This is a genomic window from Streptomyces sp. NBRC 110035 (assembly GCF_000829695.1).
GTDB lineage: Bacteria > Actinomycetota > Actinomycetes > Streptomycetales > Streptomycetaceae > Streptomyces.
This window is the reverse complement of the sequence record NZ_BBNN01000028.1, coordinates 45,367-68,497: the sequence shown is the minus strand read 5'-3', so window position 1 is coordinate 68,497 and position 23,131 is coordinate 45,367. Positions and strand designations below refer to the sequence as shown.

The 23,131-nt window shown below is 71.8% G+C and carries 18 protein-coding genes and 1 pseudogene; 10 read left to right on the top strand and 9 right to left on the bottom strand.

The genetic code is table 11. The annotated features are described in order from the left end of the window. Positions 1 to 97: 97 nt before the first annotated feature. Positions 98 to 573, top strand: a pseudogene (locus TU30_RS18760) (hypothetical protein); the annotation flags it as partial. Here the strand turns inward: TU30_RS18760 and TU30_RS18755 are convergent. The 3 genes from TU30_RS18755 to TU30_RS18745 form a co-directional block, all read right to left on the bottom strand. Continuing rightward, complete coding sequence (locus TU30_RS18755; protein ID WP_042171545.1) at positions 557 to 2,734, bottom strand: 3-hydroxyacyl-CoA dehydrogenase NAD-binding domain-containing protein; 2,178 nt, start codon at positions 2,732 to 2,734, stop codon at positions 557 to 559. The pseudogene TU30_RS18760 and the gene TU30_RS18755 overlap by 17 nt on opposite strands. A gap of 62 nt (positions 2,735 to 2,796) precedes the next feature. Next, positions 2,797 to 4,011, bottom strand: coding sequence for an acetyl-CoA C-acetyltransferase (locus TU30_RS18750; RefSeq protein WP_042171540.1), 1,215 nt, complete (start codon positions 4,009 to 4,011; stop codon positions 2,797 to 2,799). Further along, on the bottom strand, positions 4,008 to 5,222 hold the full coding sequence (locus tag TU30_RS18745) for a CaiB/BaiF CoA-transferase family protein (RefSeq protein WP_042171538.1): 1,215 nt from the start codon (positions 5,220 to 5,222) through the stop codon (positions 4,008 to 4,010). Before TU30_RS18745 ends, TU30_RS18750 begins: the two co-directional genes overlap by 4 nt. 280 nt (positions 5,223 to 5,502) lie before the next feature. On the opposite strand from TU30_RS18745, the gene TU30_RS18740 reads away from it, so the two are divergent. After that, positions 5,503 to 5,754: a hypothetical protein gene (locus TU30_RS18740; RefSeq protein ID WP_042171671.1), complete on the top strand. Its 252-nt coding sequence runs from the start codon at positions 5,503 to 5,505 to the stop codon at positions 5,752 to 5,754. Here TU30_RS18740 and TU30_RS18735 read toward each other — a convergent pair. Beyond that, positions 5,751 to 6,449 carry an endonuclease V gene (locus tag TU30_RS18735; protein WP_042171536.1) on the bottom strand — a complete coding sequence of 233 codons (699 nt, stop codon included), beginning with the start codon at positions 6,447 to 6,449 and terminating at the stop codon, positions 5,751 to 5,753. The genes TU30_RS18740 and TU30_RS18735 overlap by 4 nt on opposite strands. A 381-nt stretch (positions 6,450 to 6,830) precedes the next feature. On the opposite strand from TU30_RS18735, the gene TU30_RS18730 reads away from it, so the two are divergent. The 4 genes from TU30_RS18730 (at position 6,831) to TU30_RS18715 (ending at position 11,268) form a co-directional block, all read left to right on the top strand. After that, positions 6,831 to 7,247 carry an SsgA family sporulation/cell division regulator gene (locus TU30_RS18730; protein ID WP_042171535.1) on the top strand — a complete coding sequence of 139 codons (417 nt, stop codon included), beginning with the start codon at positions 6,831 to 6,833 and terminating at the stop codon, positions 7,245 to 7,247. A gap of 327 nt (positions 7,248 to 7,574) precedes the next feature. Then, positions 7,575 to 9,191, top strand: coding sequence for an ABC-F family ATP-binding cassette domain-containing protein (locus tag TU30_RS18725; RefSeq protein ID WP_042171533.1), 1,617 nt, complete (start codon positions 7,575 to 7,577; stop codon positions 9,189 to 9,191). A 180-nt stretch (positions 9,192 to 9,371) separates the two neighbouring features. Next, positions 9,372 to 10,148 (top strand): dimethylargininase, encoded by a 777-nt coding sequence (gene ddaH / locus TU30_RS18720; protein ID WP_042171531.1) that lies wholly within the window; start codon positions 9,372 to 9,374, stop codon positions 10,146 to 10,148. A gap of 145 nt (positions 10,149 to 10,293) precedes the next feature. Continuing rightward, the gene (locus TU30_RS18715) at positions 10,294 to 11,268 is read left to right on the top strand and encodes an acyl-ACP desaturase (RefSeq protein ID WP_042171529.1); all 975 of its coding nucleotides are present in this window, start codon (positions 10,294 to 10,296) and stop codon (positions 11,266 to 11,268) included. Positions 11,269 to 11,350: 82 nt separating this feature from the next. On the opposite strand, the gene TU30_RS18710 is transcribed toward TU30_RS18715, so the two are convergent. The 3 genes from TU30_RS18710 to TU30_RS18700 form a co-directional block, all read right to left on the bottom strand. Then, entirely contained in the window at positions 11,351 to 11,596 is a 246-nt protein-coding gene (locus TU30_RS18710; protein WP_042171527.1) for a WhiB family transcriptional regulator, read from the bottom strand. A gap of 232 nt (positions 11,597 to 11,828) precedes the next feature. Then, entirely contained in the window at positions 11,829 to 12,869 is a 1,041-nt protein-coding gene (locus tag TU30_RS18705; RefSeq protein ID WP_042171526.1) for a LacI family DNA-binding transcriptional regulator, read from the bottom strand. A 176-nt stretch (positions 12,870 to 13,045) separates the two neighbouring features. Further along, positions 13,046 to 14,047, bottom strand: coding sequence for a multicopper oxidase domain-containing protein (locus TU30_RS18700; RefSeq protein WP_042171525.1), 1,002 nt, complete (start codon positions 14,045 to 14,047; stop codon positions 13,046 to 13,048). Positions 14,048 to 14,317: 270 nt separating this feature from the next. Here TU30_RS18700 and TU30_RS18695 point away from each other — a divergent pair, with 270 nt between their 5' ends. Further along, positions 14,318 to 16,825, top strand: a complete 2,508-nt coding sequence (locus TU30_RS18695) for a ThuA domain-containing protein (RefSeq protein WP_078878356.1) — start codon at positions 14,318 to 14,320, stop codon at positions 16,823 to 16,825. 8 nt (positions 16,826 to 16,833) lie between these two features. Next, positions 16,834 to 19,050 carry a family 16 glycoside hydrolase gene (locus TU30_RS18690; RefSeq protein WP_042171522.1) on the top strand — a complete coding sequence of 739 codons (2,217 nt, stop codon included), beginning with the start codon at positions 16,834 to 16,836 and terminating at the stop codon, positions 19,048 to 19,050. Positions 19,051 to 19,223: 173 nt separating this feature from the next. Here TU30_RS18690 and TU30_RS18685 read toward each other — a convergent pair whose 3' ends face one another. Continuing rightward, on the bottom strand, positions 19,224 to 20,414 hold the full coding sequence (locus TU30_RS18685; RefSeq protein WP_042171520.1) for a zinc-dependent alcohol dehydrogenase: 1,191 nt from the start codon (positions 20,412 to 20,414) through the stop codon (positions 19,224 to 19,226). Positions 20,415 to 20,613: 199 nt separating this feature from the next. Between TU30_RS18685 and TU30_RS18680 the strand changes: the two genes are divergently transcribed. Continuing rightward, a complete protein-coding gene (locus TU30_RS18680) occupies positions 20,614 to 21,627 on the top strand; it encodes a DUF3048 domain-containing protein (protein WP_042171518.1) in 1,014 nt (337 codons plus the stop codon). A 59-nt stretch (positions 21,628 to 21,686) separates the two neighbouring features. Here TU30_RS18680 and TU30_RS18675 read toward each other — a convergent pair whose 3' ends face one another. Further along, complete coding sequence (locus TU30_RS18675) at positions 21,687 to 22,151, bottom strand: MarR family winged helix-turn-helix transcriptional regulator (RefSeq protein ID WP_042171516.1); 465 nt, start codon at positions 22,149 to 22,151, stop codon at positions 21,687 to 21,689. A 197-nt stretch (positions 22,152 to 22,348) separates the two neighbouring features. Here TU30_RS18675 and pcaH point away from each other — a divergent pair, with 197 nt between their 5' ends. Then, positions 22,349 to 23,128 carry a protocatechuate 3,4-dioxygenase subunit beta gene (pcaH, locus tag TU30_RS18670; RefSeq protein ID WP_234307907.1) on the top strand — a complete coding sequence of 260 codons (780 nt, stop codon included), beginning with the start codon at positions 22,349 to 22,351 and terminating at the stop codon, positions 23,126 to 23,128. The last annotated feature ends 3 nt before the right edge of the window (positions 23,129 to 23,131 follow it).

The window sequence follows — 23,131 nt, the reverse complement described above, 5'->3', positions numbered from 1 at the left end:
CCATGAGCGTCCGATCGGGTCGCGTGGTCCGGTGCCGTGCGTCGCAAGGCGCCGGAGAGCCCTCATGGCGGAGCTGCCGGGGCTTTTCGGCAACGCGGCGGGGCGCGCGGTGCCGGACCGCGCGCCCCGGGGGGGCATGCCGCGGCCGGCGGCGCCGGGCGTCGTCGAGCGGGACGGCGAGGACTTCCGGGTCGACGCGGAACTGCTGCGGCTCGGCGTCGAACTGTCGAACTGCCGGACGTACCGCTGCCGCACGAGACGATCCTCGAGGCCCGTACGACGCTCACCGGGCATGCCCGGGCGGCCGCCCAGGAGCTGTCGCGGCTGCTGCGGGACGCGGTGGCGCAGCGGGACCCGCGGGAGGTGGGGTCGCTGTCCGCCCCTCTGCGTCCGCTGGTGGTGCAGGCGTCGCTCACGGCCTTCCAGCGGTCGCTGCGCGAGGAGCTGCGGGAGTGGCTGGACGGCGGGGCGGGACCGGGGACGGCGGAGCCGGCGGGGCGGGAGACCGGTGCTCCCGCCCCGCCGGGCGGCCGTCGGCACCGCCCGCACCGGAGGGTCAGCGGGCGTCCGTGAACCGCTCCCCCTTCTCCGCCTTGTGCACCAGCAGCGCCGGCGGCGCGAACCGCTCGCCGTAGCGCTCGGCGAGTTCGCGCGCGCGGGCCACGAACCCGGGCAGCCCGCCCTCGTACCCGTTGATGTACTGGAGCACGCCACCCGTCCAGCCGGGGAAGCCGATGCCGAGGACGGAGCCGACGTTGGCGTCGGCGACCGAGGTCAGCACGCCCTCCTCCAGCAGCCGGACGGTGTCCATCGCCTCGGCGAACAGCATCCGCTCCTGCAGGTCCCGGAACGGAATCCCGTATCCCGGTTTGGTGAAGTGTTCGCGCAGGCCGGGCCACAGGGCGGCACGCCTGCCGTCCTCGCCGTACTCGTAGAAGCCGGCGCCGCCGGCACGGCCAGGGCGGCCGAACTCGTCGACCATGCGGTCGATGACGGCCTCGGCGGGGTGCTCGGTCCAGGTGCCGCCGGCCTCCTCGACGGCCCGCCGGGACTCGCCCCTGATCCTGCGCGGCAGGGTGAGCGTCAGTTCGTCCATGAGGGAGAGCACCTTGGCGGGGTAGCCCGCCTGGGCGGCGGCCTGTTCGACGGAGGCGGGCTCGATGCCCTCGCCCACCATGGCGACGCCCTCGTCGAGGAAGCGGCCGATGACCCGGGAGGTGAAGAAGCCGCGCGAGTCGTTGACGACGATCGGGGTCTTCTTGATCTGCCGGACCAGGTCGAAGGCGCGGGCGAGCGCCTCGTCGCCGGTCCGCCCGCCCTTGATGATCTCGACGAGCGGCATCCTGTCGACCGGCGAGAAGAAGTGCAGCCCGATGAAGTCGTCCTGGCGTTCGACGCCTTCGGCGAGGGCGGTGATGGGGAGGGTGGAGGTGTTGGAGCACAGGAGGGCGTCGGGTTCGACGACGTCCTGGATCTCCTGGAACACCTTGTGCTTGAGGGCGGTGTCCTCGAAGACGGCCTCGATGACCGCGTCACAGCCGACCAGGTCCCGCGCCTCGGCGGTGGGCGTGATCCGCGCGAGGAGCGCGTCGGCCTTCTCCCGGGTCGTCCGGCCCCGGGAGACGGCCTTGGCGCACAGCTTCTCGGAGTACGCCCTGCCCTTGGCGGCGGCTTGCGGGGTGACGTCCTTGAGGACGACGTCGATGCCCGCGCGTGCGCACGAGTAGGCGATGCCGGCGCCCATCATCCCGGCGCCGAGCACGGCGACCTTGCGGACCGTGCGGGGTTCGATGCCCTGGGGGCGGCTGGCGCCGGAGTTGACGGCCTGGAGGTCGAAGAAGAACGCCTGGATCATGTTCTTCGACGTCTGTCCGGCTGCCAGCTCGACGAAGTAGCGGGCCTCGATCACCTGGGCGGTCTCGAAGTCGACCTGGGCGCCCTCGACGGCGGCGGCGAGGATGCCGCGTGGCGCCGGGTAGGGGGCGCCGTTCGTCTGCTTGCGCAGGGTGGCCGGGAAGGCGGGGAGGTCGGCCGCGAACTTGGGGTGGGACGGGGTGCCGCCCGGGATGCGGTAGCCGGGCCGGTCCCAGGGCTGGGCGGACTCGGGGTTCGCGTCGATGAAGGCACGGGCCTTGGCGATCAGCTCCTCGCGGGTGTCGGCCACGTCGTCGACGAGGCCGTTCTCCCGGGCGCGCCGCGGGCTGTACTGGGTGCCCTGGAGGAGCACCTTGAGCAGGGCGTCGGCGATGCCGAGCAACCGGACGGTGCGGACGACGCCGCCCCCTCCGGGGAGCAGGCCGAGGGTGACCTCGGGGCAGCCGATCCTGGAGCCGGGCACGTCCAGGGCGATCCGGTGGTGGCAGGCGAGGGCGAGTTCGTAACCGCCGCCGAGGGCCGCTCCGTTGATCGCCGCGACGACCGGCTTGCCGAGGGTCTCGATACGGCGCATCTGGCGCTTGACCGCCATGCCGCCGTCGAACAGGTCCTGCGCCGTCTCGGGGGTGACCCTGATCAGGTCGCGCAGGTCGCCGCCGGCGAAGAAGGTCTTCTTGGCGGAGGTGAGGATGACGCCGCGGATGCTGTCCTTCTCCGCCTCCAGACGGTCGGTGATCACGGCGAGGGAGTCGCGGAACGCCCGGTTCATGGTGTTCGCGGACTGGTGGGGGTCGTCGAGGACGAGGGTGACGACACCGCTGTCGTCCTGTTCCCAGCGGATGGTGTGGGTTTCGGTCATGACAAGGTCTCCGTAGAAGTCGCTCGGTCGCTCGGGTCCGGGGTCCGGGGTCCGCCGGGATGTCAGAGGCGCTCGACGATGGTGGCGATGCCCATGCCGCCGCCCACGCAGAGCGTGGCGAGGCCGTAGCGCTTGTCCTGACGCTCCAGTTCGTCGACGAGGGTGCCGAGGATCATCGCGCCGGTGGCGCCGAGCGGGTGGCCGAGCGCGATGGCGCCGCCGTTCACGTTGACCTTGTCCAGCGACAGGCCCATGTCCTTCACGAAGCGCAGCACGACCGCCGCGAACGCCTCGTTGATCTCGACGAGGTCGATGTCGTCGATGGTCAGCCCGGCCCTGGCGAGCGCCTTGCGGGTGGCGGGGGCGGGGCCGGTGAGCATGATGGTGGGCTCGGAGCCGGAGACGGCGGCGGAGACGATCCGCGCGCGGGGGGTGAGCCCGTACCGCTCGCCGACCTCCCTGGTGCCGACGGCGACGAGGGAGGCGCCGTCCACGATGCCGGAGGAGTTGCCCGCGTGGTGGACGTGGTCGATCCTCTCCACCCAGTGGTACTTCTGCAGCGCCACTGCGTCGAAGCCGCCCAGCTCGCCGATGTCCGCGAAGGACGGCTTGAGCCCCGCGAGGGAGTCGGCGGTGGTGCCGGGGCGCAGGTGCTCGTCGTGGTCGAGGACGACGAGTCCGCTGCGGTCCTTCACCGGGACGACGGACCGTGCGAAGCGGTTCTCCTTCCAGGCGGTGGCGGCGCGCTCCTGGGAGAGGGCCGCGTACTCGTCGACGTCCCGCCGCGAGAAGCCCTCGATGGTGGCGATGAGGTCGGCGCCGATGCCCTGGGGGGCGAAGTTCGTGGCGAGGTTGGTCATCGGGTCGTTGAACCAGGCGCCGCCGTCGGAGGCCATCTTCACCCGGGACATGGACTCCACTCCGCCGGCCAGGACCAGGTCCTCCCAGCCGGAACGGACCTTGGCGGCCGCCAGGTTGACGGCCTCGAGGCCGGAGGCGCAGAAGCGGTTCTCCTGGACGCCGGCCACCGTGTCGGGCAGCCCGGCCGCGATGGCGGCGATCCGGGCGATGTCGGAGCCCTGGTCGCCGACCGGACTGACGACACCGAGCACGATGTCGTCGACGGCGGCCGGGTCGAGGTCCGGGAAACGGCCGCGGATCTCGTGGATGAGCCCGACCACCAGGTCGACGGGCTTCGTGCCGTGCAGGGCGCCGTTCGCCTTGCCGCGCCCGCGCGGGGTGCGGATCGCGTCGTACACGTACGCTTCGATGCTCACGAGGTGGCCTTTCGCTGAGGAGGTCGGAGCGCGGACAGCAGTCGGGGGACGTCCCAGTCGCGGGCCACGTCGTCGGTGTCGGTGCCCGGCCGGGCGGGCCCGGTGCGGACGCTGGTGGGGGTGGCGGAGAACCGTGGGGCCGGGGCGGGCTGGGTGATACCGGCGTGGTCGGTGAAAGTGCCGCGGGCGGCGAGGTGCGGGTCGTGCGGGGCCTCGCGCAGCGACAGGACGGGGGCCACGCACGCGTCGGAGCCGTCGAAGACGGCGGTCCACTCCTCGCGGGTGCGTTCCCCGAAGCGGGCGGTGACCCTCTCGCGCAGGGCGGGCCACCGGGTGACGTCGGTGCGGGCCCCGGTGAGCCCGGGCCCGGCCTCGCCCTCGTCGTCGCCGCCCTCGTCCTCGATGCCGAGCAGCCTCAGGAACTCGTCGTAGAACTGAGGTTCGAGCGCGCCCACCGCCATGTGTCCGCCGTCGGCCGTCTCGTACGTCCCGTAGTACGGGCAGCCGCCGTCGAGGAGGTTGGCTCCGCGCCGGTCCTGCCAGGCTCCGGCGGCGAGCATGCCGTGGATCATGGTGGACAGGTGGGCGGTGCCGTCCACGATGGCCGCGTCGACGACCTGCCCGGTGCCGCCCGCGCGTGCGTGGTGCAGGGCGGCGAGGACGCCGACGACGAGGTAGAGGGAGCCGCCCGCGTAGTCGCCGAGCAGGTTGGCCGGGACGGCCGGTGGCCGGCCGGGGCTGCCGATCATGCCGAGGGTGCCGGTGCGGGCGATGTACGCGATGTCGTGCCCCGCACGGTCCGCGAGGGGGCCCTGCTGGCCCCAGCCGGTCATCCTGCCGTAGACGAGGCGCGGGTTGCGGGCGTGGCAGTCCCCGGGACCGACGCCCAGGCGCTCGGCGACACCGGGGCGGAAGCCCTCGACGAGGATGTCGGCACGCTCGGCCAGGTCGAGGACGCGGCCTGCTCCGTCGGGGGACTTCAGATCGACCACGACGGAGCGCTTGTTGCGGTTGGTGACGTCGTACGCCGGGTCGATGCCCAGTCCGGGGCCGCCGGGGCGGTCCACGCGGACGACGTCGGCGCCCAGATCGGCCAGGAGCATCGCGGCGAACGGTCCGGGGCCGATCCCGGCCAGCTCGACCACCCGCACGCCGGTCAGCGGCCCCTGCCCCGACGACCGTGCGGGTGCGGGTACCCGTGCCTCCGTCATCGCACCCCCAGCTCCGACACAACCGATGTCACCTCGATGACGCCAAGAACACGTTCCACTCAGCACCGGAGCGGGCGAGCAAGCGCTTGGCCACCGTCCGCCCACTGTACGACGCGGTTCGCGTCCCCGCCCGGCCCACGTGCCGGCCGGGCCTGTCCGGCGGATCAGGTCGGAGGTGGCCGGTGACACCGGGTGGAGACTTTTCGGCACCGGACCCGGACCGTTCGGCAGCACCTTTCGCACAAGTGCCAAAGGGAAGTTCAATGAAATGCTTGAGGGCATGCGATTTCTTCTCGAAGTGGACATGGACGACGAGGCGTTGGCGAAGGACCCCGTGGGGGAGCTGGGGCGGATCCTGCGGTACTGGGGCGGCAACCTGCGGCACTACCCGATGAAGGCCGGTGACGGATCGGAGATCTACGACTCGGAGTACCGCGAGGTGGGCCGTTGGCGCATCGAGCAGGGCGAGGGGGACGAGCGGGACGGCCGCAAGGGCCAGGACGGCCGGGGCGAGCGGAAGGGAGCCGTCTAGGCTTCCGTGCCCGCTGCCTCCCAAAGGGCCCTGCGGCACAGGGCGTCCGCCCGGCGGGTGGTCTCCGGGAGGCGGTGGGCGGGGGTCAGCGCGAGGGTGTGGGCGCAGGCGTTGGCGAGACCGACGCGATGGCCGACCGAGACGAAGACCGGTTTGACGGAGTCCCGGGTGCGCAGGGCCCGGCCGACCTCCTCGGCGCCGGCGAGCAGCGGGGCCGTGCTGCCGCGCGGGGTGGCCGGGGCCGTGAAGGTGAAGGTGAAGGGGTTCTTCGCGACGCCGATCGTCGGCAGGCCGGTGAGAACCCCCAGGTGGCTGGCGAGGCCGAAGCGGCGGGGATGGGCGAGCCCGTAGCCGTCGCAGACGACCGGGCCGGGCGGGCACGGCAGGGCCTCGAGGGCGGCCAGCACGGTGGGGATCTCGCGGAAGGCCAGCAGGCCGGGCACGTACGGGAAGGAGATCCGGCCGACGGCCGTGGCCTCGGCGACGGCCTCGAGGCTCGCCACGTCCAGGACGACGGCCGCGGCGACGACGAGGTCCCGCTCGTCGTCGTACGCGACGTCGACACCGGTGACCCGGCCCGTCCCGGGCGGCGGACCGGGCTCGTCGAGCACCACCCGCCCGCGCAGTCGGTCCTGGACGGCACGGGCCGCTTCCTCGGTCGTGGGCCAGCCCTCGGGGATGCGTACGCTCGTCATGGTGGCGACGAGCCTACGGGGTGGAGGACTTCGCCTGGCGGGTCGGGGCTCGAGGCCCGGCCCGCCGCGCCCGTCGCCGGGCGCCCGCCGGGGCCGGCCCTTGTTCCTTTTCTCCCGGCCCCGCCCCCGTCGCCCGGCCTCTTCGGACGACCGGTCGCCGGTGGGCCCCTGCGAGCCCTTGCCGGACCGCGTACCGCGTACCGCGGACCGCCCCGCGTGGCGTGTCCGCTCCTTCCCGGCCCGTGAACCGGTCCGGTGCAGGGCAGCGGTGACGGAGGTCACCCTGCGCCGGGGGGCACGGATCGGCCGGTTCCGTCGTCTCTTTGAGTAGCCCGCCCTATCCGCCCGGAAGCCGTCCAGCCGTCACGAGGGAGCAAGGCGTTGTCCACCGTCATCGAGCAGCCCGTCGAGGCCCGTCTCGTCGCCGCCGCGCCGCGGATGGCGAGCATTCCCGCCACTCTGCGTTACGACCGGAGCGATCCGTTCGCCGTCCGCATGACCTTTCCCGCTCCCGCCACCCTGGAGGGCGTCGAGGTCTGCTGGACCTTCGCCCGCGAGCTGCTCACGGCGGGGCTGCACGAGCCCGAGGGCCACGGTGACGTCCGCGTGCGGCCGTACGGCTACGACCGGACCGTGCTGGAGTTCCACGCTCCGGAGGGAACCGCCGTCGTGCATGTCCGCTCGGGCGAGATACGCCGGTTCCTGGAGGCGACCGGCGAACTCGTGCCGGCCGGCTTGGAGCACCTCCAGTTCGACCTGGACCGCGATCTCGCCGAGCTGATCCGCGACGCCGGCTGAGCCGGGCGGCCCGGCCGGCACTCCTTGCGTCCTGCGGACCTGCGGACCCCCGCGGAAAACGCGTTGACAGCCGTCCTCGGCCCTTCGTACGGTGGACGGGCTTCTGTTGCCGTCGAGGGGAGAGGGACGTTGCTCGTCTGAGGTCCTGAGACACCGCGTCACACCCGTGGGGTGTGTACGCAGCGTGCGACCTCGGCGTACGAGCCGTCCTTGCGGAACAGGGCTTTCCTCATGCCCGTCTCTCCCCGCCCGGCTCCCGGTCGCCCTCTCCTGCGGTGTCTCGACACGCGTTTGCCCCGACCGCACCACGCAACCGCAAAGGCCCGCATGTCCACAGCCATCACCTGTACCGCCCTGTCCTTCACCTGGCCCGACGGCACCCCCGTCCTCGAGGACCTCGACGTCACCTTCGGCCCCGGCCGGACCGGCCTCATCGGCGTCAACGGGTCAGGAAAATCAACCCTGCTGAAGCTGATCTCCGGTGAACTCCGGCCGACCGGCGGCACCGTCCGCGTCACCGGCGAGGTGGGGCACCTGCCGCAGAACGTCACACTCGACACCTCGCTGAGGGTCGACGAGGCGCTCGGTATCGCCGCACAGCGGGCCGCGCTGCACGCCGTCGAGGCGGGCGACGTGACCGAGGCGCACTTCGAGACGGTCGGCGACGACTGGGACGTGGAGGAACGCGCCCTGGCCACGCTCGGTGAACTCGGCCTGGGGAAAATCGGGTTGGACCGCACCCTCGGCGAGGTCTCGGGCGGTGAGTCGGTGCTGCTGCGGCTGGCCGCGCTGCTGCTGGACCGACCCGACGTGCTGCTGCTCGACGAACCCACCAACAACCTCGACCTGTACGCCCGCAGGCGGCTGTACACGGCCGTCGGGAACTGGCCGGGCGTCATGGTCGTGGTCAGCCACGACCGCGAACTGCTGGAACTGGTCGACCAGATCGCCGATCTGCGCTCCGGCGGGGTGACCTGGTACGGCGGCAGCTACACGGCCTACGAGGAGGCGCTCGCGGTCGAACAGGAGGCGGCCGAGCGCATGGTGCGGGTCGCCGAGGCGGACCTGCGCAAGCAGAAACGCGAACTCGCGGACACTCAGGTCAAGTTGGCCCGCCGCAAGCGGTACGGGCAGAAGATGCGGGACCAGAAGCGCGAGCCGAAGATCGTCATGGACGCCCGCAAGCGGGCGGCCCAGGAGTCCGCGGGCAGGCACCGCATCATGCACGAGGAGAGACTCGCCGGGGCGAAGGAGCGGCTCGACGAGGCGGCGGAGGCCGTGCGGGACGACGACGAGATCCGCGTCGACCTGCCGTGCACGGCCGTGCCGCCGGGGCGCACCGTCCTCACCCTCATGGACCTCGAACTCGCTTACGGCGCCCGGGTGAGGGGCTGCTTCGAGCTGCGGGGCCCGGAGCGGGTCGCGTTGATCGGGCGCAACGGCGCGGGCAAGACGACGTTGCTGCGCACCGTCGCGGGCGAACTCCCGCCGGTGTCCGGGGAGGCGGCGGCACAGGTTCCGCTGCGGTTCCTGCCGCAGCGCCTCGATGTCCTCGACGACGAGCTGAGCGTCGCCGAGAACGTGGCGCGGTCCGCACCGGACGCCACCAACAACCGGATCCGGGCACGGCTGGCCCGCTTCCTGTTCCGGGGCGCCCGCGCCGACCAGAAGGCGGTGACACTGTCCGGCGGCGAACGCTTCCGGGCGACGCTGGCCGCGCTGATGCTGGCCGAGCCGGCGCCGCAGCTGCTGATGCTGGACGAGCCGACCAACAACCTCGACATCGCCGGCGTCCGGCAGCTCACCACGGCGCTGGAGTCCTACCAGGGGGCGCTGGTCGTGGCGAGCCACGACCAGCCGTTCCTGGAGTCGGTGGGGATCACGCGCTGGCTGCTGATGGAGGAGGGGGAACTGAAGGAGATCGCACCGGAAGCGGTCGGGTGACCCGGGTACGACCTGCGTGGGCCGGTCACCGGTGGCGGATCACCGGGCCGCCGGGGGGGGTGACCCGGGCCGGGTTCGCCCTGCATGATGGCTGCGTCGGCACCCGGGGGAAACCGGCCGGCCCGCCGGCGCCCTCGGTACCGGCGGCAGTCCCGCCCCGTCCGATACGGAGTCCCGCACGTGCCCAGCAAGAAGGCTCTCGTCCGTCGTCCCGGTCCCCGACTGGCCGAAGGGCTGGTGACCCATGCCGAACGGCAGGGCGTCGACGTCGGCCGCGCGACGGAGCAGTGGGAGGCGTACTGCGAGGTGCTGCGCGAGCACGGCTGGGAGACGGTCGAGGTGGTCCCGGCCGATGACTGCCCGGACTCCGTGTTCGTCGAGGACACGGTCGTCGTGTACCGGAACGTGGCCCTGATCGCCCGGCCCGGCGCCGAGTCCCGGCGCGCGGAGACCGTCGGGGTCGAGGAGGCGGTGGCCGCGCTGGGCTGTTCGGTGAACTGGGTCTGGGAGCCGGGCACGCTGGACGGCGGGGACGTGCTCAAGATCGGCGACACGGTGTACGTGGGCCGGGGCGGGCGTACCAACGCGGCCGGGATCCAGCAGCTGCGGGCGACGTTCGAACCACTGGGCGCCCGGGTGGCCGCGGTGCCCGTGAGCAAGGTGCTGCATCTGAAGTCGGCGGTGACGGCACTGCCGGACGGAACGGTCCTCGGACACGTTCCGCATGTGGACGCGCCGTCGCTGTTCCCCCGCTTCCTGCCGGTGCCGGAGGAGTCCGGGGCGCATGTGGTGCTGCTCGGCGGGGACCGGCTGCTGATGGCGGCGAGCGCGCCGAAGACGGCCGAGCTGTTCGCGGACCTCGGTTACGCGCCGGTGCCGGTGGACATCGGGGAGTTCGAGAAGCTCGAGGGCTGCGTCACCTGCCTCTCGGTGCGGCTGCGGGACCTGTACTCCTGACGGGCGCCCCCGGCCCTGATCAGCGGTCTTTACGACACGCTTAACCTACGGTTTCGTAACCTACGGATTCGTAGCCTACGATTCCGTAGGTAGCCGGCGCCGCTCGCCGATGCCCCGTACATGTCCCCGTCCCCTGGAGTACCGCATGTCGATCACCTCTCCCCATCTCGGCAGCTCTTCCGCCTGGACCGACACCCGGCTGCTGTACGCGCTGGAGGAAGTGGTCGAGACGGAACTCAACCGGCACCTGAAGGTCGCCAAGGACTGGATGCCCCACGAGTACGTGCCGTTCAGCGACGCGCGTAACTTCCCCGGGTTCTTCGAGGACGGCGAGGCCTGGGAGAAGGGGCAGTCCAAGGTCACCGAGGTCGGCCGGATCGCCCTGGTGGTGAACCTGCTGACCGAGGACAACCTGCCGAGCTACCACCACGAGATCGCCACGCTGTTCGGCCGCGAGGGCGCCTGGGGCACCTGGGTGCACCGCTGGACCGCCGAGGAGGGCCGGCACGGCATCGTGATGCGGGACTACCTGCTCGCCTCGCGGGCGGTGGACCCGGACAAGCTGGAGCAGTTCCGCATGTCCCACATGAGCGAGGGCTTCGAGTCGGACAACCGCCACTCGATGCTGCACTCGGTCGCCTATGTCGCGTTCCAGGAGCTGGCCACCCGCATCTCGCACCGCAACACCGGCCACCAGTCCGGTGACCCGGTCTGCGACCGGATGCTGTCGCGCATCGCGACCGACGAGAACCTCCACATGGTCTTCTACCGGAACCTGCTCAAGGCCGCCTTCGAGATCGCTCCCGACCTCACGATGCAGGCGGTGCGGGACGTCGTCGTGAACTTCCGGATGCCGGGTCACGGCATTCCCGGCTTCGAGCGGGCCGCGGCGCAGATGGCGATCGGCGAGGTCTACAACCTGCGCATCCACCACGACGACGTGCTCCAGCCGGTGATCCGCTTCCTGAAGATCATGGAGATCGACGGGCTCGGCCCCGAGGGCATCCAGGCCCAGGAGGAGCTCGGCCTGTTCCTCGGCGGTCTGGACTCCGAGGCGAGCAAGTTCGACGAGAAGCTCGCGGCGCGCAAGGCCCGGATGGCAACGCGGGCGGCCGGCTGACCCCCCGCCCTCCCGACGGCGGCCGCCGTCCTTACCGGCGCCCGGCCGCCCTCGTCACCCGTCACCCGTCACCCGTCACCCGTCACCGGGACGTACGGCGCAGCTCCAGCCGCTCCTTCTCGGAGAGTCCGCCCCAGACACCGAAGCGCATGTCGTGGGTCACGGCGTAGTCGAGGCAGGCGGCCCGGATGGGGCACAGACCGCAGATCAGCTTGGCGTCACGGACCGAGCTGCCGGGCTCGGGGAAGAAGAAGTCCCCCCCGGTCTGCGCGCACAGGGCCTCCTCCTGCCACGTGAGGTCGGGCGACGCGATGGTGTCGATGTGCATGCCCGACAGCGTGCCGGGCGGCGAAAAACGTTCGATCAACGCGGGATCAACGCGGCTCCCCGCGCCCCGGCCCGCACCCGGACGCCCGTGCCCGCACCCGTGCCGACCGCACGAACGATGCCCGCACCGGCGCCGGAACGCACGGCGGCGCACGGAGCGTTTCACCCCGGGGCGCGGGCACACGCGGCACGCGCGGGCGCCGTCGGGGACCGCGGCCCGGGCTGTCCGGGCCTCACGCGGAGGCGCGGCGTACCAGGGTCGTCGGGAAGATCACGCTGGAGGGGGCGCCGCCCACGGTCTCGCGCACGGCGGTGGTGCGGTCGAGGCCGCGCAGCAGGAGCCGGGCCATGAGCCGGCCCATCTCCTCGATGTCCTGGCGGACGGTGGTCAGCGGGGGGTCGGTCTGCTCCGCGAACGGCAGCATGTCGTCGAAGCCGACCACCGCCACGTCGTCCGGCACCCGGCGCCCGTGCTCGCGCAGGACCCGCAGCGCGCCCACCGCGGTGAGGTCGTTGGCGGCGAACACGGCGTCCAGGCCGGGGCGGCTCTCCAGCAGCTCCCGCATCGCCCGCTCGCCACCGGCGAGGGTGAAGTCACCCTCCGCGACGAGCCGCGGATCGGCATCGGCCATGGCGTCCCGGTAGCCGTCGAGCCGGTCCACGGCCGAGGTCTGGTCCAGGGCGCCGGTGATGTGCGCGACCCGGCCGCGGCCGAGGCCGAGCAGGTACCGCACGGCGTCGCGGGCGCCGCCGCGGTTGTCGCTGTCGACGTAGACGACGCCGTTCCTGCCGCCGGACCAGCCGGGCCGGCCGCCGAAGACAACCGGGACGCCCGCACACTGGATCAGTTCGGGCAGCGGGTCGTCGAGGTGCAGCGAGAAGACCAGCGCGCCGTCGACATGGCCGCCGGCCAGGTAGCGTGCGACGCGGGCGTGGTCGTGACGGCCCTCGGTGAGCAGCAGCACGAGCTGGTTGTCGTGCGCGGTCAGCTCCCTGCTGATGCCGCGCAGCTGGCGGGCGAAGAAGGGGTCGGCGAAGACGCGGCTCTCGGGTTCGGCGACGACGACGGCGATGGCGTCGTGCCGGTTCGTCACGAGGGTGCGGGCGGCCTGGTTGGGCACGTAGCCGAGTTCCTCCACCGCCTGCCGGACGCGCTCGGCCAGGGGTTCGGTGACGCCGTCGGCGCCGTTGACCACGCGGGAGACGGTGGCCCGCGAGACCCCGGCCCGCGCGGCCACGGCCTCCAGGGTGGGGCGCGGCACTGTCTCGGTCACGTCGGGAGCTCCTCACCAGCGGCTGCGGATCAGGATAGCTCCGTGGCCCCGGGAGGCGAGAGCGCTCTCGCCGAGGGGCGGTCCTGCCGTACGCCCGTGCCCCACACCCCGTGTCCCACGCCTCAGGCCCCGCGCCCCGTGGCCGCGTGCCCCTGGTGCCCGTGCCCCGGCCCCCGTCAGTGCTCGTGTTCCCCGCTCCCGCTCTCCTCGGGGGCGGGCTCCTGGCCGTGGTCGTGTTCGTGCGGTTCGTGGCCGGGGATCGTGCCGTCCGGCTTCTTCACCAGGAACATCCCGGTCATGCCCATGTCGGAGTGGCTCTGGACGTGGCAGTGGTACATCCAGGCCCCCGCCCCCACCCCCTCCCCCGCGACGACCTGGAAGCCGAAGGAGTCCGCGGGGCCGACGATCTTGTTGTCGACGACCCGGCTCGGGTCGTCGGGTCCGGTGAGCATGCCGGTGCGGTTGTCGGCCCAGCGGTGACCGTGCATGTGGAAGGTGTGGTAGTACTCGCCGTGCGTGATCATGACGATCTCCACGCGGTCGCCGACGGTGGCCTCGAGGTCGGGGCCGGTGTGGGCGGGCCTGTTGTTGATCGTCATGTCGTTGAAGACGATCGTGTGCGTGCGGTCCGGCAGGACGTCTCCCTTGCGTCGCACGATCACCCCGCCGTACAGGCCGTTGCGGATGCCGCCGGTGCCGTGTTCCGTGCCGACGACGTGGTCGTGGTAGTGCCAGTAGCCGGCGCTGCCCGACCGCCAGGTCCCGTCCGGGCGCCGTCCGGGTTTGTGGGTGCGCCAGGTGTAGGTGCGCGTGCCGCCGGGCGCGACGTCGCTGCGGTTCGCCCTGGTGCCGTCGCTGGAGATCTCGTAGTCCAGACCGTGGACGTGCAGGCTCACCGCCACGTCCATGGTGTTCTCGAACTCGATGTGCAGCGTGTCGCCCTCGTTGAGCTCGATCAGCGGGCCGGGGACGGACGCCTTCCCCTTCTCCAGGCCGTAGCCCATCTTTCCGCCCTCGAGGCGCTCGGCGTACAGCTTGACGCGTCTCACCTCGCCGCCGGCGGGCGCGGTCCTCGCCGGGGTCGGGGTGCTCACCGCCTCGGCGGATCCCAGGGACAACGATGTCGCGGCGACCGCGCCACCCAGCAGCACCCGCCGGTTGAAGCCGCGTCTGTCCATGCCGAACTCCCCCTACTGGTACGGAACGTGATGGTGCCGATGGTTGAGAGGCGTGAGCGCAATGGCGGTGCGACGGCCATGAGTTGGTTGTCATGAACCCGGGAAACCGTACCGGTCACCCTTCCGTTTATCCACACTCAGGACAAAGTTCGTTTCATCACGGCCATAGGTATTGGCGTGTGACGCAAAGGGGTCTAGCTTCCTTGACGCTGTTGCTGCGACCGAGGAGGGGTGGGTGGCCACGTGCGGTTCACATCGCATCAAGGACCCATGCGCTTGCACGGGTTGAGCACGAGAAGCACGAGAGCGACCAGAACCGGACGAAGGTCCTGGGCGGCGACCGTCGCCGCCGGGGTCGTCGCCGCCGGACTGCTGTCGGGTCCCGCCGCCACCGCGCGCCCGGCCTCCGACCCGGACCCGGACCTGACAACGATGTCGATCAAGTCGCCCCCGGGGGGCGCGAACGTACGGGTGCTGCTGTTCCACGGTTCCGCCGCGGCCGGCGACGAGTCGCCGCTGGTGAACGCCGGGATCGAGGCGATCGAGAAGATCGGGCTGTCCGGTCCGCAGAACCAGCGGTTCACGGTCACGGCGACGGACAACGCCTCGGTGTTCACCAACGGCACCAGGTTGAGCCGCTTCAACGCGGTCGTCTTCCTCACCGGCGGCGGGGATGTCCTCGATCCGGCCCAGGAGGCGGGCCTGGAGGCCTACATGGAGGCCGGCGGCGGGTTCGTCGGCGTTCATGACGCGGCCCGCGCGGAGCCGTACTCGGACTGGTTCACCGGTCTCATCGGCGCCCGCCCGGCCTCGTCCGGCCCCACGGGCGTCCAGCGGGCGACCGTCGAGGTCGGCGACCGGCGGCATCCGGCGACCAAGAGCCTGCCGCAGGAGTGGAAGCGGCCCGACAAGTGGCTGAACTGGGAGAAGAACCCGTCCGGCGAGGTGCACACCGTCGCCAGGGTCCGCGAGTCGAGCTACCGGCCGGGGACGGGCGCGGCCGGCGCCGACCACCCCGTGAGCTGGTGCCGGGACTACGACGGCGGCCGGTCCTTCTACACCGGCATGGGCGGCACGGTGTCGTCGTACGACGAGACCGACTTCCGCGACCACCTGCGCGGCGCCCTGCTGTGGACCAGCCGGCTGGTGCAGGCCGGCTGCAAGGCGACGATCAGCGGCAACTACGAGGCCGAGCGGCTGACCCGGCCCAACCAGCCGGGACGGAACGACCAGATCGGGGAGCCGCACGGACTGGTCACCGCCCCCGGCGGCCGCGTCTTCTACATCGGCCGCGGCGGCGCCGACTCCTCGCAGCCGGTGGTCACCGACTGGAACGACCCGGACATCGGCAAGGGCACGGGCGAGATCCACGTCTACGACCCGAAGACCGGAAAGGTCACGCTCGCCGGGGCGCTCACCGTCTTCGGCAACAAGGGCAGCGGCGACGAACTGGTCAAGGTCGAGGAGGGGCTGCTCGGCATCGAGTTGGACCCGCGGTTCGAGCGGAACGGGTGGGTGTACCTGCACTACACGCCCCACTCGGAGATCGACCGCGACAGGCGCATGGCCGACCGGCGGGTCTCCCGCTTCACGTTCGACGAGTCCACCGGCAAGCTGGACCCGGCCAGTGAGAAGGTCCTGCTCGACTGGCCGGTGCAGATCCACAGCTGCTGTCACTCCGGCGGCGGGATGGCCTGGGACTCCAAGGGCAACCTGTACATCGCCACCGGTGACAACAACTCCAGCAGGTTCAGCGACGGTTACTCGGGCAACAACCCCGAGCCGAACTACAAGGGCGTCTCCTTCGCGGACGCGCGCCGCACCTCCGGCAACACCAACAACCTCAACGGCAAGATCCTGCGCATCCACCCGGAACCGGACGGCACGTACACCCTCCCCGAGGGCAACCTGTTCACGGGCGAGGAGAGCGCCGAGGGCGGCGGCAAGACACGCGGCGAGATCTACGTGATGGGTGTGCGCAACCCGGCTCGCATCTCGGTCGACCCGGCGACCGACGTGCTCCACGCCGGCTGGGTCGGCCCGGACGCCGGCCAGCCGTCGACGACCTGGGGCCCGGCCAAGTACGACACCTTCGCCGCGATCACGAAGGCGTCCAACCGCGGCTGGCCGTACTGCATGGGCAACAAGCAGCCCTACCGGGACCGGAACCTTCCCGACCCCTCGCAGCCCCTTGGCTGGTACGACTGCGACAACCCGAAGAACGAGTCGCCCAACAACGACGGTCTGGTCGATCTGCCGCCGGTGACCGGCAACAACATCTGGTACTCGCCGCAGGGCGGCGCCCCGGACTTCCCCCGCGACGAGAACGGCGTCCCGTCCTACAGGCAGGACGAGGCCGTCTACCGGCTGCCCTGGCTCAAGGGCGGCGGCCAGGCCGCGATGAACGGGCCGGTCTACCGCTTCGACGAGGCGAGCGGCAGCGACACCCAGTGGCCGGCCTACTGGGACGGCAAGTGGTTCGTCGGCGACTTCTACGACGCCGGCCAGCCGCGCAACGCGGTGCTCATGAACCCGAGGACGCAGGGCGACGGCGGACTGCCGGTGCACTCGGAGTCGTTGAAGAAGATCGTGCCGGTCGGCAACGACGGCATCAAGAGCCTGATGGACTGGAAGTTCGGTCCGGGCGGCGCGCTGTACGTCCTGGACTACGGCCGCGGTTTCTTCACCTCGGACGCGAAGTCCGCTCTGTGGCGGGTCACCTACACGGGCGGCGGTCCGACCCCGGCCGCCGGTCAGCTGGCGAGGAAGGCCGAGTGAAACCAGTGATGCGCAGGCAACGAAGAGTCTGGGCGGCCCTGCTGGCCACCCTCCTGATGATGCTCGGCCTGCAGACCGTCTCCGCGGCCGGCGAGCCGGAGGCCGGGCGGACGGGGCGGGCGGGGGCCGCGGCGGACCAGGTGCTCACCTGGACCGCGGGCAACGACATCGACACGTACCTCACGGCACCGGCGACCGCGGTGGCCGGACCGGCGACGATCGTCTTCGAGAACAGCGAGGCCACCGGCAACACCACCGGTATGCCGCACACGTTGACGTTCGCCACGTCGGACCCCGGGTTCAACGACGACGTCCAGCTGAACATCCTGGCCAACCCCGGTGACGCCCAGGACGGCCGGCACACCGCCGAGGTCACGCTCACCCCGGGCCGCTACTTCTACCACTGCACGATCCCCGGTCACGGCGCGATGCAGGGCGTCCTGGTGGTGACCGAGGGCAGCGGGGAGGACACCACGGCGCCCGAGGCGACGGCCTCGGTGACCGGCACGCAGAACGCCGGGGGCGCGTACGTCGGTTCGGCGAGCGTCGCCGTCACGGCCACCGACGAGGGCTCGGGCGTCGACCGGATCGAGTACGCGCTCGGCGCCGACGGTGCCTGGCAGCCGTACACCGCCCCGGTGGTCGTCGACCAGGTCGGCACGCACACGGTGCGCTACCGCGCGCTGGACAAGGCGGGCAACGTCTCGGCGGTCAGGAGCGTCGGCTTCACCGTCGTCGCCCCGCCGACGGACGACACCACCGCGCCGGAGACCTCGGCGACGGTGGACGGCGAGAAGAACGCGGACGGTGACTACATCGACATGGCGACCGTCACCGTCAGCGCCTCCGACACGGGCTCCGGGGTGAACACCATCGAGTACGCGCTCGGCGCCGACGGTGCCTGGCAGGCGTACGGCGGCCCGGTGATGGTGCATCAGACCGGCACCCACACCGTGCGTTACCGTGCCACCGACAAGGCGGGCAACGTCTCGGCGGTCAGGAGCGTCGGCTTCACCGTCGTCACCGCGCCCCCGCAGGACACCACCCCGCCGGTGACGGGCGTGAACGTCGAGGGGACGAAGAACTCCGGCGGGGCGTACGTCGGCAGCGCGAAGGTGACCGTCAGCGCCACCGACGCCCACGGTTCCGGCGTCGAGTCCATCGAGTACTCGCTCGACTCCGGGCCCTACCTGGCGTACACGGAGCCCGTCCTCGTCGACCGGGCGGGCAGGCACACCGTCGCGTACCGGGCGAGCGACAGGGCGGGCAACACCTCCGCGCCGCTCACGGTGAGCTTCACCGTCGTGACCGGCCAGGTCCCCGCGCCGCCCTGCCCGGAGTACGACGAGCGGCTGACGGTGTTCGTCGGCGAGGTCGACTCGGGCGTACCCAACCGGGTCACCAACAACCGGTGCAGGATCGGAGAGTTGATCGAGGACGAGAAGGAGTGGACGTCCAGCGCGCTGTTCCTGAAGCACGTGAGGGGCGTGCTGGACAAGCTGAAGGAGGAAGGTGTCGTCGACCGGCGGGAACTCCGGGCCGTCAACCAGGCGGCCCGCCGGTCCGGGATCGGCGAGCCGGGCCAGACCGACGGCTACCGCAAGATCCTCGACGGCAGCGCGGAGACGTTCGCCGAGTGGCAGCAGGTGGGCGGTGGTTCGTTCGCGCTGAACCCGGACGGATCGATCACCTCCGGCACCACGAGGTCCGGGCTCGGCATGCTGTGGTTCCCCGAGCGCAAGTACGGCGACTTCTCGCTGAAGCTGCAGTGGCGTGACGACGCCCCGGGGACCGGGAACGCCAACTCCGGCGTGTTCGTGCGGTTCCCGCAGGTCCACGACCACCCGGAGGAGACCCGGCCGGAGTGGGTCGCCATCAAGTACGGGCACGAGGTCCAGGTGTTCGACTCGCCCACCGGCGACATGTACAAGACGGGCTCGGTCTACGGCTTCGACCGTGTGGGGCTGGCCGGCGCCGGGGTGACGCAGAAGGGCACCTGGAACGACTACGAGATCCGGGTGGAGGGCCAGCACTACTCGGTCTTCCGCAACGGTGTGCTGATCAACGAGTTCGACAACACCGGCGGTCAGGACTTCACCCCGCCGCGCCCGGACGACCCGGGCACGGACGGACGGCGGTTCGCCTCCGGCTACATCGGGCTCCAGGTCCACGGCACCACCGACGTGGTGTCGTACCGGGACGTCCGGATCAAGGAACTGCCGTGACACAGCGCTGACGTGCCCGTGAGGGTGATCCGGCGCGCCGGGTCGGGAGGCCGCAGGTCCGGGCTTCCCGGCCCGGCCCGGCTGTACCCGCCGGGTTTCGCCCGGCGTCTTCGGACACCCGGGCGGGGGCGGCGGACCACCGAGCCCGGCAAAGCGCGCGGCTACGGCTACGGCTACGGCTGCATGAGGATCTTGACCGCACCGTCCCGCTTGCGCTGGAACATGTCGTAGGCCCGGGGCGCCTCCGACAGCGGCAGGCGGTGGGTGGCGAAGTCGTCGACGCCGAGGGGGTCGTCGTCCGTCAGGTGGGGGATGATCTCGTCGCTCCAGCGGCGCACGTTCGCCTGCCCCATGCGCATCTGGATCTGCTTGTCGAACATGGTGAGCAGGGGCATGGGGTCCGCCGCGCCGCCGTAGACGCCGGAGATCGAGACGGTGCCGCCGCGGCGCACCAGGTCGATCGCGGTGTGCAGGGCGGCGAGCCGGTCGACGCTGAAGCGTTCGGCCAGGGGGCCGCCGATCTTCCGGGGCAGCAGCGCCGCGGCGTTCTGCACCATGCGGGCCGCCGCGCTGCCGTGTGCCTCGGTGCCGACGGCGTCGATCACGGCGTCGGGGCCGCGGCCGTCGGTCCGGTCGCGGATCGCGGTGACGAGTTCCTTCTCGTCGTCGAAGGAACGCAGGTCGAAGGTTTCCACGCCCCGTTCCTGCGCCCGGCGCAGTCGTTCCGGGACCAGGTCCACGCCGAAGACCCGGCCGGCGCCCTTGAGCCGGGCGATCCGGCAGGCCATGTCGCCGATGGGACCGAGGCCGAGCACGGCGATGCTGCCGCCCTTCGGAACGTCGGCGTAGACCACCGCCTGCCAGGCGGTGGGCAGTACGTCGGAGAGGTAGACGAACCGGTCGTCGGACGGCCCTTCGGGAACCTTGATCGGGCCGTACTGCGCCTGCGGGACCCGCAGGTACTCGGCCTGGCCGCCCGGCACCGCGCCGTAGAGGCGGGTGTAGCCGAACAGGGCCGCGCCCATGCCCTCGGCGCTGACCTGGGTGGTCTCGCACTGGGTGGGCAGACCCGTGAGGCACATCCAGCAGTTGCCGCAGGCGATCTGGAACGGCACGACGACACGGTCACCGGCCTGGAGGTCCGGTACGCCGGCACCGACCTCCTCGACGATGCCCATGGGCTCGTGGCCGAGGATGTCGCCGGGGGTCATGAACGGGGTGAGCACCTCGTAGAGGTGCAGGTCGGAGCCGCACAGTCCGGTGGACGTGACGCGGATGACGGCGTCCGTCGGTTCCTCGATCCGCGGGTCGGGCACCTCCTCCACCCGGACGTCCCTCTTTCCCTGCCAGGTCACTGCCTTCATCGCCGCCTGCTCCCTGCGTCGTCGTGGCCGGTGCGCCGTCCGTACGGCGGGCTCCGGGTACCCGTGCGCTCCATGCCGAACCGCGCCCCGCTGAGCCGATCGGCGGAAGCCACCGCGCGGGAACACCGTCGATCAGGCATGGCCACCGACGATCAGAAAAGCGCACAATCAAGACAGCCGATGATGTAGGGCAGGCAGGGTGGCGACGGTGGGCACGGGACGAAGAGCACGCACACGACGCGTCGCGACGACGGGAGCGCTGCTGGCGGCACTGCTGGCGGCCGGTCTCGCGGCGGGCTGCACGGCGTCGAACGGCCCCGGCGACGACGGACGCGGATCGCCCCGCACCACGCGTCCGGGCGGGACGGAGCGGACCGAAGGGGACGGCCACCCGCCGGTCCTCGCGGTGAAGATCGACAACGTCCCCGCGGCCCGCCCCCAGACGGGCCTGGAGTCGGCGGACGTGGTGTACGTGGAGCAGGTCGAGGGCGGTCTGAGCCGCCTGATGGCGGTCTACGCCACCCGGCTGCCCGAGTCCGTCGGCCCGGTGCGCAGCGCCCGGGAGGCCGACCTGGAGCTGCTGCGCCAGTTCGACCGGCCGGTTCTGGCGTTCTCCGGGGCGCAGGGCAGGCTGCTGCCGCTGATCGACCGGGCTCCGCTGGAGCCCCTGACACCCGGCACGTCCGACGCGGGGGCGGACGTCTACGTCCGGGGCGCCCACCGGTCCGCCCCGCACAACCTCTACCTCCAGCCCCGGCGGTTCATGGACGGCCCGCCCGGCCGGGCCGCGCTGACCACCGGCTTCCGCGACGGCCCGCCGCCCGCGGGCGGCGAACCCGAGACCACGCGTACGGTGCGCTATCCGGCGGCCCGCTTCACCTTCACCTGGTCCGACGCCCGGAACCGCTGGCTGGTCTCCATGGACGGCACCCCCGCGGTCACCGCGCGGGGCGAGCCGGTGGCGCCCTCGACCGTCGTCGTGCAGTACGTGACCGTCCGCCCGTCCGGCTATCACGACTCCCGGGGCAGCAACACGCCGTACACCGAGACGGTGGGCTCCGGAACGGCCACCGTGCTGCGCGACGGGCGCGCCCACGACGTCCGCTGGAGCCGCCCGGACGCCTCGGACGGCACCGCGTTCACGACGGAGGACGGCACCGCGGTGAACTTCGCGCGGGGGCAGGTGTGGGTGGTCTACGCGGAGGCCGCCTGACCGGCACGGAGGCGGTCGGCGGGACCCGCGGGTCACCGGGGCGCCGGCCCACCCGGGCGTCAGGTCACCGGGGCGGTCGGCCCGCCGGGGCGGCGCAGCCCTTCGGCGGCGTCCGCCACCCGCCGGATCAGCTCGAAGAAGGCGGCCTGCTCGTCGGCGTCCAGCGGGCCCAGGAAGACCTGGTTCATCCGGGCCGTGCGCACCGTCAGCCTGCGGTGGGTGCGCAGGCCGTCGTCGGTGAGCCGGAGCAGGAAGCGGCGGCCGTCCTGCGGGTCACGGACCTTGCCGAGCAGTTCCCGCCGGACGAGCCGGCCGATCACCTCGGCGATGGTGGACCGGTCGAGACCGACCCGCTCCCCCACGGTCCGCTGGTCCAGGCCCGGCTCGGCGACGAGCACGTTGAGGACCGCGAACTGCGGGGAGGTGATCTCCTCGGACACCATCGTGTTCCACAGCAGGTGGTGCGCCTGCTGGAGCCGCCGGGCCAGGTGTCCCGGATGCGTGGCGAGGTCCACCGCGGTCATGTACGCCCCTCACTGCCGATGCCGTCGATTCGTTGGTGCACTGAACAATACCCGTGCACGGCCGACCCTGTCTGTCAACCCGTGACGACATCGACGCAGGATGAGACAGGGTATTGACGCTCCCGCCGGGCGGTGACAACGTGAGGGAGTTGTTGTGAAAATACTCCGTGTCCTGACTAATGAAGGTGGTGGCCTCTGTGGCGAACGTTCTCACCCAGCACGACATCGACCAGGAGATCGCGGCCGAGCACGCCGCGTACGAGAAGCGGGTGGCGGGCGGCGCCCCCGTCGAGCACCATCCGCGCCGCGACTACCGGCCGTACCGTTCGTCGGTGCTGCGCCACCCCCGGCAGCCGGCGATCGCGGTCGACGTGACCAAGGACCCGGAACTGGTGGAGCTGTCCTCGCCCGCCTGGGGGGAGCGTGACGTCAGTGAGACCGACAACGACCTCACCCGGCAGCACACCGGCGAGCCCGTCGGCGAGCGGATCACCGTCTCCGGGCGGCTCCTCGACCGGGACGGACGTCCCGTGCGCGGTCAGCTGGTGGAGGTCTGGCAGGCCAACTCGGCCGGGCGGTACGCCCATCAGCGGGAGCAGCACGAAGCCCCGCTGGACCCGAACTTCACCGGCGCCGGGCGCACCCTCACCGACGCAGAGGGCTTCTACCGCTTCACGACCATCCAGCCGGGCCCGTATCCGTGGCGCAACCACGTCAACGCGTGGCGCCCGGCGCACATCCACTTCTCCGTCTTCGGCAGCGCCTTCACCCAGCGGCTGGTGACGCAGATGTACTTCCCGAACGACCCGCTGTTCCCGTACGACCCGATACTGCAGTCGGTGACCGACGACGCGGCCCGCCGGCGGCTGGTGGCGGCCTACGACCACAGTCTGTCGGTGCCGGAGTTCTGCCTCGGCTACCACTGGGACATCGTGCTCGACGGGCCGCGGGCCACCTGGATGGAAGAAGGGCGCTGACCG

Bases quoted from the DNA above. Each gene is read 5' to 3' on its own strand.
- TU30_RS18755 (WP_042171545.1), bottom strand. From the start codon at position 2,734: ATGACCGAAACCCACACCATCCGCTGGGAACAGGACGACAGCGGTGTC.
- TU30_RS18745 (WP_042171538.1), bottom strand. From the start codon at position 5,222: ATGACGGAGGCACGGGTACCCGCACCCGCACGGTCGTCGGGGCAGGGG.
- TU30_RS18740 (WP_042171671.1), top strand. From the start codon at position 5,503: ATGCGATTTCTTCTCGAAGTGGACATGGACGACGAGGCGTTGGCGAAG.
- TU30_RS18735 (WP_042171536.1), bottom strand. From the start codon at position 6,449: ATGACGAGCGTACGCATCCCCGAGGGCTGGCCCACGACCGAGGAAGCG.
- TU30_RS18725 (WP_042171533.1), top strand. From the start codon at position 7,575: ATGTCCACAGCCATCACCTGTACCGCCCTGTCCTTCACCTGGCCCGAC.
- TU30_RS18715 (WP_042171529.1), top strand. From the start codon at position 10,294: ATGTCGATCACCTCTCCCCATCTCGGCAGCTCTTCCGCCTGGACCGAC.
- TU30_RS18710 (WP_042171527.1), bottom strand. From the start codon at position 11,596: ATGCACATCGACACCATCGCGTCGCCCGACCTCACGTGGCAGGAGGAG.
- TU30_RS18700 (WP_042171525.1), bottom strand. From the start codon at position 14,047: ATGGACAGACGCGGCTTCAACCGGCGGGTGCTGCTGGGTGGCGCGGTC.
- TU30_RS18695 (WP_078878356.1), top strand. From the start codon at position 14,318: ATGCGCTTGCACGGGTTGAGCACGAGAAGCACGAGAGCGACCAGAACC.
- TU30_RS18690 (WP_042171522.1), top strand. From the start codon at position 16,834: ATGCGCAGGCAACGAAGAGTCTGGGCGGCCCTGCTGGCCACCCTCCTG.
- TU30_RS18685 (WP_042171520.1), bottom strand. From the start codon at position 20,414: ATGAAGGCAGTGACCTGGCAGGGAAAGAGGGACGTCCGGGTGGAGGAG.
- TU30_RS18675 (WP_042171516.1), bottom strand. From the start codon at position 22,151: ATGACCGCGGTGGACCTCGCCACGCATCCGGGACACCTGGCCCGGCGG.